The following is a 10,647-nucleotide window of genomic DNA, read 5'->3' as shown; positions in this document are numbered from 1 at the left end:
GCAAATCGCCTGAGGGGTCTTACCCTCTAAATTGCTGAGTTGAGCGGTTAATTGAAAAGTATCAAAGCTGCGATATCGCCTCCTAAATCCCTTAATGCTGAAGGACTTTGAAACCTAGAGATGGCTCAGTTTCCTCCCCAATTGGCTAGTCGGGGGCAGGTAATTGTTATGACTTTTCAAACATCCCTATAAAGGCAGACTGGCTTAAATGGGGTGCGATCGGTTTTCGTGCAGGATTGAAAGTCTTTCTAATTGAGGAAACTGGAAAGCTGAGGAGCAAGGCAGCAGTTTGAATACGGCTTCAAACTTTTCTGAAAAATTGGCGGGAATTTAGGGCACTCTGAGTTTCATCGACTCGCATGACGAATTGAAATTCGATCGCTAGATTCAGGCTGAGGTTTGCATTAAATCCATGTGCCTATTTTGGCGATTGCTCTTATCATTAGTTAGGACTTTGTGACAGAAAGAAAAGAGAGGCGAACTGTTCGTCAATCCGTTTCTATCAAAAGCTTCCTGCTCCTTTTTTCACCTTTGGCTGTGAGGATAAAAACGATGGACAAAACCTCAGATGGGCATTCTCGATCGCAGCACATTTCCCGATTTTGGCAGTCGCGATTTTCAAAATATGGGTTGGGGCTTTTGACGATCGCTGCGGTGATGGTTCCTGGCTATCAGGCAACGGCGCAAACCGCGACCCTTCAACCCTCGATTCCCGATACATTTGAGGATGCTTTCTACTCGAATGCGGGTACTTTTTTTGGCAATCGTAGCCTGGGCGGATCTCTTTCGCTGCTGCTGGGCATTCCTGAATTCCCCGAAAACCAAATCGCCAGGGACGCCAGAAGAGTCGATCGGCTGTATCGAGAAGTTTTGGAACAGCAGGTCGCCAGTGACCCCACCATTCGCACCCCCGACTTACCCAATCCATTTAGCGGTTCTCTGCTGACCACGCCCCTGATCGCAGCCGAAGATCCCATTCCCCCCGCTCCGCCGCCCGTTATTTTCCAGCAGCCAAACTTTGTGCCTGTTCCTGCGGCTACCCCGGCTCAACCCGTCCCGGCACTGTGGTAGTTTGCAGGATTTGACGAACAGCGACAAACGTAAAAATCCCCCGATCTGGGGGACTTTCGTTTATTCCAGGAAAATGCCCTGTAAACACGACTTCATTGACCAGAATTAGCGAAAGCGACTTCTCAGCAGCAGCGAGTTTGTCACTACGCTGACCGAGCTAAACGCCATAAACGCTCCTGCCGTTGCCGGACTGAGGGCAATTCCTAAACTGGGCAGCAGTAGCCCTGCGGCGATCGGAATTCCCAGCAGGTTATAGATGAATGCCCAGAAGAGATTCTGCTGAATCTTGTTAAAGGTGGCGCGGCTGAGGCGAATCGACTCCACTACATCGCTTAGCCGATCGCGCATCAGCACAATGCCTGCCGACTCCATTGCCACATCAGTTCCCGAATACAGTGCGATTCCCACATCTGCCTGAGCCAGAGCAGGCGCGTCGTTGATGCCGTCTCCCACCATGCCGACTGTCCCCTGCTGCTGAAGCTGAGCGATCGTCTTTGCCTTCTCATCGGGCCGCACGTTTGCCAGCACAGCTTGTTCTGAGAGTCCAAGTTGTTTTGCTGCCGCCTGCGCTGCGGTTTGCTGATCCCCGGTCAGAAGCATGACGCGCAATCCCATAGATTTGAGGCGATCGACTGTTGCTTTGGCATCAGGTCGCAGGGCATCTTGAGCCGCGATCAGTCCGATCAGATCACGGTTGACCGCCACATAAACCAGCGATTTGCCTGCGGCTGTCAGGGTTTCAGCTTGAGTTTGGGCAGCTTGAGGGATTGCTACACCAGCGCGATCGAGCCATTGGGCATTCCCAACAATGACGCGATTTTGGTCTATCGTTGCTGCCACACCTAAGCCTGGCTCGGTTTGAAACTGGTCTGCCTGCAACAAAGGGAGTTCCTGCTGCTGTGCCTGCTGCTGGATTGCGATCGCTAACGGGTGCTGTGTGCCGCTTTCAACTGTGGCTGCAAGCTGAAGCAAGTCGTCTGCTGAGATATCGGCTGTGACGGGCAAGCAATCGGTGACGAGCGGCTGACCCATTGTGAGCGTTCCGGTTTTGTCAAACACGATTGTTCTAAGCTGATGCACCTTTTCCAGCACATCGCCACCGCGAATCAGCAAGCCCCGCTCTGCCCCAATGCCCGACCCAACCAGGATAGCTGTGGGGGTAGCAAGCCCAAGCGCACAGGGACAGGCAATCACCAGAACCGCGATCGCAAGCTTGAGGCTGAGCAAGAGCGGAGAAGTTGGCAGCTCGCCCATATCCGCCATGCCGCCGCCGTGCATTAGCGCATGGGATGCGCCGATCGCGTGATGTCCTAACTGCTGAATTTGTTCTGCCCATACCCGGCTGCCGATGAAATACCAGAAGCTAAAGGTGAGCGTAGCGATCGTCATCACGCCATAGGTAAAATAGCCTGCGACCGTATCCGCTACGCCCTGAATCGGAGCCTTGCGCGTTTGCGCCGTTTCCACCAGATTAATAATTTGCGCCAGCGTCGTGTCTTTGCCCGTGCGCGTCGCCCGAATTACGATCGCCCCAGACAAGTTAAGCGTCCCAGCAGCAACCAACTCGCCCGACTGTTTGAGCACCGGAACGGCTTCTCCGGTCAGCATCGACTCGTTCACCGTAGTTTGTCCCGCAATTACTTCGCCATCAACCGGAATCTTTTCACCCGGCAGCACTTGTAGCCATTCGCCCACCTTCACCTGACTGGCAGGAATTTCAGCTGCTGCGTTGGGAGCCAGCGTGGGAGAATCAGCCGGAATCAACCGAGCGATCGTGGGCTGGAGGTCAAACAAAGACTGAAGCGCAGCCGTTGCCCGACTTCTTGCCCCTTGCTCTAGCGATCGACCCAACAAAATAAAGCCCACCAGCATCACTGGCTCATCAAAGAAACATTCCCAGCCCAAGCGGGGAAACAGCAGCGCGATCAGGCTCGCCGTGTAAGCCGTCACGGTTCCCAGCCCGACCAGCGTATTCATATTCGGCGCATTTCGCCGCAAGCCGCGCCAGCCATCCACCAAAATCGATCGTCCCGGAAACAGCAGTGCCAGCGTTGCCAGTCCCCAGTGAAACCAGATATTGCTCAGTCCCGGGATCGATAGCCAGCCAAACTGGTGCAGATGCCCGGTCGCCGAGAGCACAACCAGCGAAATGGCAATCAGGGCACGACGAGTTTGCTGCCGCGTCTCCTGCTGCTGCCGTTCAGCGGGGGTCAGCCCATCAGGGGCGGCGGTGTCGCTCTGGCGCGACTGGCTGGGAAAGCCTGCCTGAGTTAGTTTTTCTGCCAGCACTGCGGAATCGATGCCCGGAGCGCATTCCACCACTGCCACTTCGGTGACGAGATTCACGATCGCATTTTTAACGCCTGCTTCTGACTTCAACGTATTTTCGACTGTCCGCACACAGCCTGCACATTTCATGCCGCTGACATCGAGCGTAAAGGTTTCCGAAGCGGATTCAGAGGGGGCAGAAGCGATCGATTTTTCGGGGATAAGCTGCATAAGCGATCGAAGTCAGAGAAACAAATCGGAAGTGATCTAACGCAATCAAGCTTCCATCTCCAGCCTAGCGAACCGCTACATAATTGGATACAGACGATCGGTTGATTTTAGCTTTTGCAAGATTTGTGCAAAATTTATGCAAGATTTGCGGCTGAGCAAATGTTTGAGCAGTTGCAGAAAGCAGTTGCAGAGATCCGGCATTGCCCACTAGACGAGCGCTAGATTTTTGTTTCTAGAAAAGTTTAGTCACTCCCTCAAACAATAGATTCCCGATCGGCGCAGCTTGCATTGCGGCTAATAGCTCGCCGGACGATAACCCGTGATGTAAGCGAACTCCGTAGTACAGCAAGAATCCTGAAAGTAGGAAACGCTGCCAGCGACGATTGTGCATCCAGCGTCCATAAACCGTGCGAATTCGACGCTGCATCCCCAGTTCCAGCAATAAATGCAGCGCGGCAATCAGCAGAATCAAAAACAAAAGCGGACCAAAGGCGTGATAGCCGATCGCCCCACTCCAATCGCGGCTTGTGACGGCTATAAAGGATCGCGTCATGCCGCAGGTGGGACAGGGAATTCCAGTCAGCGATCGGAGCGGGCAAACGAGCCAGGAAATCTGATAGCTCCTACAAAGGAATGCCCCTGCGATCGGAGCAGTAACCACCGCGAGGCAAACCTGGCGCGATCGTCGTTCAGCAGCGGAAAGCGGCACAAGCGAAAGAGAAAACAGCATTAGTTAGCATCAGTTCGATAAGAGCGAACCCAGGTAGAAGCGAAATCCAGGCGAAACTGCCTGAACTGCCTAAACTGCCATCTCACTCGAAAGATTGAGTCCGAGGATATGACGATAGGCAGCGACGGTAGCACAGATCGTTAGGGGAGCGGTGACTAGCAAACCGATGCCACACAGCAGCACACCTGCTACGTTAACCAGAAACAGCAGGCTAGCAAAGCCCAGGAAGGAAAACCACTGCTTTGTGATCACCTTACGGCTTGTCTCGATCGCTTCCCAAAAGCCCAGCCTGCGCTCGACTACTAAAGGAATCGCAAAGTTATAGGCGATCGAAAGATAAATTCCGGGCAGCAGTGCCAGCAGACTGCCAATGAGCAGCAAAACAGCAACAGTCGGATTCAGGCTGAAAGGAATTGGAGTAGAAAGCGCGAAAGCTGGATTGCTCGCGAGCAACGCAATCAGACCCAACCCAAACAGAATAAAGAAGGGAATTAAGCTTAAAAGAATCAGCAAACCGGAGACGAGACTGGTCAGAAAGATAGGCAGAAATCGACCGTTCTGAAACCCCTTAAAAAAATCCCCGAAGGTCGTCTGCTGTTGCTTCAAGATCTTAAAAGCAACAAAAAGGAATCCAGCAAAAAGCGGAGCAGAAATAATCGAGCTAATCAGGCTTCCGATAGTGCGCCAGGCTGCTGCTACTCCGCTCACTTGATCGGGATCAGAAACAAAGGCGGCAGGTCCGGTAAGGACAAGATTGATCAGAAAGCAGACGATCAAAAAACCGATAAATCCCCCCGCATTTTGCTTAAAAATTTCCCAGCCTTCACTGAGATAAGCGATCGGGGTGATCGTGTAGCCTTCTCGAATCAAGCTGTTGATATTTTTAGGAGAATCGTCAAACATCTATTAGTCCCAATGCTTTTATGAATGAACGCATTAAAATACTTGCATACACATCACTTGCATACACATCGCCAAATTATACTTGTCGCTCTTGCCACCCACCGAGAAGTGACAAATGATTAAACATTTTGTCTTTGCTGAGTTGGTAGAGGAAACTGCGACCTATTGCCCCATACAAACTTCCTGATTTTGCCGCTCATCCATTCGGTCATCAATTTAGTAAAATCAGGGTTTGGCAAGTGCAATTTAGACTGTGTAGAACTTATGGATGTCATTCCAGCGATCGACCTGCTAGACGGAAAATGTGTGCGGCTGTATCAGGGAGACTATGCCCAGTCTCAGGTGTTTGACGACAACCCGGTTGCAGTGGCGCAGCAGTGGGCAGAGCAGGGCGCAACCTGGCTGCATCTCGTCGATCTGGATGGGGCGAAGGCAGGGCATCCGGTCAATCAGCAGGCGATCGAGGCAATTGTGCAGGCAGTATCGATTCCGGTGCAGGTGGGCGGGGGCTTGCGCGATCGAGCGAGTGCGGCGGATTTGCTCCGTTTGGGCGTGCAGCGCGTCATTTTGGGAACGGTTGCTGTCGAACAGCCCGATCTGGTGCAGCAGCTTTGTCAGGAGTTTCCCGATCGCATCGTCGTCGGCATTGATGCCCGCAACGGCAAGGTTGCCACACGCGGCTGGCTGGAAACCTCAGCAGTCGAAGCTGTGACCCTGGCTCAGCAAATGGCAGGGTTTGGCGTTGCCGCAATTATCTACACCGATATTCATCGGGACGGAACGCTACAGGGCGCAAATTTGGACGCGCTGCGCGAGCTGGCGAATGCGGTGTCGGTTCCTGTGATTGCGTCGGGCGGGGTCAGTTCGGTGAATGACTTAATGCAGTTGCTTCGCCTGGAAGCGATCGGGGTGACAGGAGCGATCGTCGGACGTGCTCTTTATACCGGAGCCGTTTCGCTCAAGGAAGCCATTCGTGCAGTCGGTCAGGGTCGCTGGCAGGATGTGCCGCCCGATTTTGGTTCCACCCTTGCCTAAATGCACTGGTGCTTATTTTTTGCGTTTCTGAGGGGCAGTGGTGCGGGGCGTTGCTTTTGCCTTGGCAGCCGTTTTGGTTGCTGAAGCGGCTCGACCCCGACGACGGGAAGGCGAAACGATCTCAAGCACTGGCTCCACGATAGGAGCCTCAACGGGTGGGCTGGACACAGGCTGATTGCGACTCCGACGCGGCTTGGTGGCTGAATTGGCGCGTTTAACGATCGACAGATAGCGTTTCAGCGAAGAAGCAGTAATCCGAATGCCACAGCTGGCCAGAACCGTCACAATTTCGTCGTAGGTATAGCCCCGCTGCATGGCGATCGTAATCGAGTCTTGAAGTTGATCGACTGCTTCGCGCAGCGACCAGGATTCTTTGGTTTTTTCTGGCAGGTCGGTCAATGTCAGGCTAACGGTTGCGAGGGCCCGCTGCGGAACGTTTGAAGAACCCCGCTTCTTTGTTTTGATCATGCTTGTCGCCGTATTCCCAGTCGCATTCCCAGCCGTATCTTTAGCCATATTCTTCGCCGTGCCTCTTGCCATATCTAGATTCCTACCCCAAAGTAATAAAATGTGATTTAGTGCCGTTGTAGAATCGATCGCAGGGATTGATTCTTCATTATCAACGCAGGATTCCCACAAATCAACTGAATTCTTTCAGTCCGTTTGGTTTAGAAATATTAATTTCTAAATCTCCTGACGCTTGCCGGGATGCTCATCCCATTGCTTGCCGTCCTATTACCTACTGGATGCGATCGCAGTTTCCACCTGTTTCAATCGATTCCATTCCCCGGCTAAAGCGATCGCACCTGTTGTCATGATTCTCCGGTTCGCTTTCGTCGCGTTGCGGCGGATGGTTTCGCTGCTTTGTCGGGTAATGTCTCAGGCGGTACTTCAGATAGCAGATCCGGTAATGTTTCGGGCAATGCTTCAGACAATGTTTCGGGTAATATACTCAGGGCAACCGATGGAGTCGATTCAGCAGCAGAGGATTTACGCGAAGATTTGCGGGAAGAATTGCGCGAGGATTTGGGTTTGAGTAGTGCTGCGGGAAGTTTCAAATCATATCCGTGCTGTTGACAAACCGTTTGCAAATGCGTTATCTCGATCGTCGTCGCACCCATTGCTGCCGCATCGCGAATCATATCCTGAGCAAGTTCCTGAATCGTGCCACCGCTAATAAGTAAGTGATCGGCTAAAAGTTGCCAGGGCATTCGTTCACTGACGGCCACCGAGGACGGAAAGGCACGCTGCCACAGCTTCAGCCGATCCATCGCCGCAGGCAGAGGCAATCTCAGCAAACCGTCCATTTGTCGCTGCCACTGAAGCTGTACCGAGGCTAGATGGGTGACATTAAAACAGGTCAGGGTAGCCAGCTTCGATCGCTCCTCAAGAAACCGATGAAGGGTGGCGATCGACAGCGTAGACGATCGGCTTAGCCACTTTTGCGCCGATTTAATCAGCACCACGGTAGGAGCGTACAGACTGATTTCTTTGAGAACTGCCGAATAATTTGCCGGATCGATCTGCGCTAAATCAACCGTGAATAATGGCACATCGAGCGCACTGGCAGCGGCAGCAGCGACGGTTGTTTTTCCCGTTCCAGGCTTGCCTGTAACCAGCGCAAATCGACCGATTCGTCCCAGGTCTGCCGCACCCAGGTTCCAAACTTCCTCTGCCTGCCTTTGTCCTGCAACCTGCTGCGTGAGATATTGCAGGGACGACAGACATTCTGGTGGCAAAACAACATCCGACCAGGCAACAGTCGCCGTCTGACGCTGAAGATAAACGCAGCGACTAATGACAGCAACCGGAGCCGCCGCTTTGGGGGCAGGAGGATGCAGCAGCGTATCAAGATCTGCCTGTGTGGGGTGAGTCGCCAGCAGATAGTTCACCAGGCGATCGGAGAGCTTGACCGGGCTACTGAGGCGAGTTTGCTCGGTGCAGGGCAGCAGGTTTACCAGTTCCGTCTTCAGCAGCGGCGAAGAATTTAGCAAGTGATAGCGAGCGGTATACCAGTCGGCATCGGTGCGGCAAAGCAATCGCAAAACCAGATCGAGCATCGGCAGATCGGGCTTCAGTCCGCCCTCGTTGCCCTGCAAAAATCGATAGAGCTGAGCAAAGCGGCGATTTACTTCTGGAGCAAGTGCCATCAGCACCAGATTTTTCTCAAATTCCGACAAGCGCAATCGATCGCGGAGCGCAGGCAACGCCAGAACATTTCCTTGCCGCTGACTGGCTTGAATCTGCGCCTCAAGCTGCTGGGGATAGGTCGATTTTGCGCTCGACTGGGGCTGGCGATGTTCGTCATAGGCGACATTAGTATCCAGCGAGATGATGCCCTTCCACCAATGACTTGTCGCACGATCGGCTGCGGTTTGGGAAAAGCGATCGATCTCTTTGGTGTCTTTGCGTTGTCGAGCAACTGCCAGCAGCAAGACTCGCTCTAACCACTGAAGCTCTGTTTTTAAATAAGCCCAGTTGTTTGCAAAGCCGTCTGCCTGTTCTCCGGGTATTGCCATGATGGGTAAGGGGGTTCTTAGGTGTGGGAGGAATGGATCTTAGCGAAAAGTAAAGTAGATGCGCTTCAATATTGTTTTGGCTTTATTCGAGCGTGGCTTTATTCGAATGCGCTCAACCCGATGCGAAGCCTGCACACAGGGATTAGAATTGAAATGCAAGATGCTAGTCCTAGTTTGAAGCAAATTTCTCCATGATGGAAGTTTTCGACATTAAACGCGAAGTCGAACAGTTGTCTGACCGCCTGGGTAAAACCCAGGACTATCTTTGACCTGCCTGCTCTCACCGCCAGAATTACTGACCTGGAGCAGGTCGCTGCCCAACCGGAATTTTGGGAAAACCAGGCGCAAGCACAGCGTACCCTTCAAGAGCTAAACGATCTCACATCTCACATCGAACAGCTCGATCGCTGGCAGTCTGCCCTCGAAGACACCAAAGCAATTCTAGAACTGCTGGAATTGGAATCTGATCAATCCCTGATTCAAGAAGCCGAAGCCAACCTGAATCGGCTCCAGCGCGAGCTTGACCAGTGGGAGCTTCAGCAGCTTTTATCGGGCGAATATGACGATCGCGGCGCAGTGCTCACGATCAACGCCGGAGCAGGCGGAACCGACGCGCAAGACTGGGCAGAAATGCTGCTGCGAATGTACACGCGCTGGGGCGAAGCACATGGCTATAAGGTGCATTTGACCGAAATTTCAGAGGGCGACGAAGCCGGAGTGAAATCTGTCAGCTTAGAAATCGACGGACGCTATGCCTACGGCTATCTCAAAGTCGAGAAGGGAACCCATCGCCTCGTCAGAATTTCCCCCTTCAACGCCAACGGCAAGCGGCAAACTAGCTTTGCAGGCGTAGAAGTGATGCCAATTCTGGATGAGTCAGTGACGCTCGACATTCCCGACAAAGACCTGGAAATTATCACCACGCGATCGGGCGGCAAAGGCGGGCAAAACGTGAACAAAGTGGAAACGGCAGTCCAGATTCGCCACGTTCCCACCGGGCTAATGGTGCGCTGTACCGAAGAACGATCGCAGCTTCAAAACAAAGAGAAAGCTATGGCGCGTCTGAAGGCAAAGCTATTGGTCATTGCTCAGGAACAGCGAGCCAAAGAAATTGCCGATATCCGGGGCGATATCGTCGAGGCTGCCTGGGGCAATCAGATCCGCAACTATGTGTTTCATCCCTATCAGTTGGTCAAAGATCTGCGAACCAATCAGGAAACCACTGCGATCGACGATGTGATGAACGGTGAACTCGATTCGTTTATCGAAACCTGTTTGCGCCAGGAAAATCACCTCACCGAAGGAGCAAGCGTTTAGCAGAGGTTTTGCTTAGCTGCAGCGAGCTGACACCGTCCCCGCTGTTTCCCTCGCCTACTTCTGGAGGAGTGATATTAGAAGCGATCGCGTTTAGCAGGAAACTGCTATTGCCCCCGCCCTGGTTTGCAATCTGCAAAACCTAATGCCTCTGTATCGAGAAAACTGGCGATCGCCATCTCAATTACTGCCTCGATTGGATACTCAATCTCAGTAGCACGTTCAATCAGAGCCGTCCGAATTCGCTCAGGCAATCGTCCTAAAATGACTTCAGCATCCGCGGGAAAAAGTTGATCTTGAAGTTTGGCTTGCATGACATCACCTTTCAGTCGGGATCTGGGCGTTGTAAGGGGGTTCGGTGGCTCTTAGAATAATGGCTTCTAGCTCCAATAGTAACGCGGGGTTCCCCCAATGAGAAATGACCTGTACTGCAATCCGTACGTCTTCATCATTATATTGGTCTAGCCATGCCCACAAAAAGGCTTTATGCCCGCCACTAAAGCGACCTCGTAAACTCTTCGTTTTACCGATGTAGAGCAGCCCATCGGTTCTGTGCCGGATTGCATAGATGCCGGG

10 protein-coding genes are annotated in these 10,647 nt (G+C 52.7%); 3 read left to right on the top strand and 7 right to left on the bottom strand.

The window, feature by feature from the left end; genetic code table 11:
- The first annotated feature begins 552 nt into the window (after positions 1-552).
- Positions 553-1,071 carry a hypothetical protein gene (locus H6F80_RS26045; RefSeq protein WP_190794425.1) on the top strand — a complete coding sequence of 173 codons (519 nt, stop codon included), beginning with the start codon at positions 553-555 and terminating at the stop codon, positions 1,069-1,071.
- A 105-nt stretch (positions 1,072-1,176) separates the two neighbouring features.
- On the opposite strand, the gene H6F80_RS26040 is transcribed toward H6F80_RS26045, so the two are convergent.
- From H6F80_RS26040 to H6F80_RS26030, 3 genes are all read right to left on the bottom strand, one after another.
- A complete protein-coding gene (locus H6F80_RS26040; RefSeq protein ID WP_190794424.1) occupies positions 1,177-3,570 on the bottom strand; it encodes a heavy metal translocating P-type ATPase in 2,394 nt (797 codons plus the stop codon).
- A gap of 232 nt (positions 3,571-3,802) precedes the next feature.
- On the bottom strand, positions 3,803-4,300 hold the full coding sequence (locus tag H6F80_RS26035; RefSeq protein WP_190794423.1) for a DUF2752 domain-containing protein: 498 nt from the start codon (positions 4,298-4,300) through the stop codon (positions 3,803-3,805).
- A gap of 69 nt (positions 4,301-4,369) precedes the next feature.
- Entirely contained in the window at positions 4,370-5,203 is an 834-nt protein-coding gene (locus tag H6F80_RS26030; protein WP_190794422.1) for a DUF975 family protein, read from the bottom strand.
- Positions 5,204-5,467: 264 nt separating this feature from the next.
- Between H6F80_RS26030 and hisA the strand changes: the two genes are divergently transcribed.
- Complete coding sequence (gene hisA / locus H6F80_RS26025; protein WP_190794421.1) at positions 5,468-6,238, top strand: 1-(5-phosphoribosyl)-5-[(5-phosphoribosylamino)methylideneamino]imidazole-4-carboxamide isomerase; 771 nt, start codon at positions 5,468-5,470, stop codon at positions 6,236-6,238.
- Positions 6,239-6,250: 12 nt separating this feature from the next.
- On the opposite strand, the gene H6F80_RS26020 is transcribed toward hisA, so the two are convergent.
- Positions 6,251-6,778: a hypothetical protein gene (locus tag H6F80_RS26020; protein ID WP_190794420.1), complete on the bottom strand. Its 528-nt coding sequence runs from the start codon at positions 6,776-6,778 to the stop codon at positions 6,251-6,253.
- 272 nt (positions 6,779-7,050) lie between these two features.
- Positions 7,051-8,757 (bottom strand): AAA family ATPase, encoded by a 1,707-nt coding sequence (locus tag H6F80_RS26015; RefSeq protein ID WP_190794419.1) that lies wholly within the window; start codon positions 8,755-8,757, stop codon positions 7,051-7,053.
- A 194-nt stretch (positions 8,758-8,951) separates the two neighbouring features.
- On the opposite strand from H6F80_RS26015, the gene prfB reads away from it, so the two are divergent.
- A protein-coding gene (prfB, locus tag H6F80_RS26010) for a peptide chain release factor 2 (RefSeq protein WP_190794426.1) occupies positions 8,952-10,074 on the top strand; the annotation gives its coding sequence in 2 pieces (ribosomal slippage) (positions 8,952-9,023 and positions 9,025-10,074; 1,122 coding nt in all).
- Between the two features lie 104 nt (positions 10,075-10,178).
- Here the strand turns inward: prfB and H6F80_RS26005 are convergent.
- Together H6F80_RS26005 and H6F80_RS26000 are read right to left on the bottom strand one after the other, a co-directional pair.
- Complete coding sequence (locus H6F80_RS26005) at positions 10,179-10,385, bottom strand: hypothetical protein (protein WP_190794418.1); 207 nt, start codon at positions 10,383-10,385, stop codon at positions 10,179-10,181.
- Between the two features lie 4 nt (positions 10,386-10,389).
- Positions 10,390-10,647, bottom strand: a 258-nt coding sequence (locus H6F80_RS26000; protein WP_190794417.1) for a GIY-YIG nuclease family protein, incomplete at its 5' end; no start/stop codon positions are given.

It is taken from the genome of Leptolyngbya sp. FACHB-711, from assembly GCF_014695615.1.
Taxonomy (GTDB): Bacteria; Cyanobacteriota; Cyanobacteriia; order Elainellales; family Elainellaceae; genus Leptolyngbya_A.
Note: the sequence above shows the minus strand (reverse complement) of the source record. Positions and strands in the feature narration are given on the sequence as shown.

Bases quoted from the DNA above. Each gene is read 5' to 3' on its own strand.
- H6F80_RS26045 (WP_190794425.1), top strand. From the start codon at position 553: ATGGACAAAACCTCAGATGGGCATTCTCGATCGCAGCACATTTCCCGA.
- H6F80_RS26040 (WP_190794424.1), bottom strand. From the start codon at position 3,570: ATGCAGCTTATCCCCGAAAAATCGATCGCTTCTGCCCCCTCTGAATCC.
- H6F80_RS26035 (WP_190794423.1), bottom strand. From the start codon at position 4,300: ATGCTGTTTTCTCTTTCGCTTGTGCCGCTTTCCGCTGCTGAACGACGA.
- H6F80_RS26030 (WP_190794422.1), bottom strand. From the start codon at position 5,203: ATGTTTGACGATTCTCCTAAAAATATCAACAGCTTGATTCGAGAAGGC.
- hisA (WP_190794421.1), top strand. From the start codon at position 5,468: ATGGATGTCATTCCAGCGATCGACCTGCTAGACGGAAAATGTGTGCGG.
- H6F80_RS26020 (WP_190794420.1), bottom strand. From the start codon at position 6,778: ATGGCAAGAGGCACGGCGAAGAATATGGCTAAAGATACGGCTGGGAAT.
- H6F80_RS26015 (WP_190794419.1), bottom strand. From the start codon at position 8,757: ATGGCAATACCCGGAGAACAGGCAGACGGCTTTGCAAACAACTGGGCT.
- H6F80_RS26005 (WP_190794418.1), bottom strand. From the start codon at position 10,385: ATGCAAGCCAAACTTCAAGATCAACTTTTTCCCGCGGATGCTGAAGTC.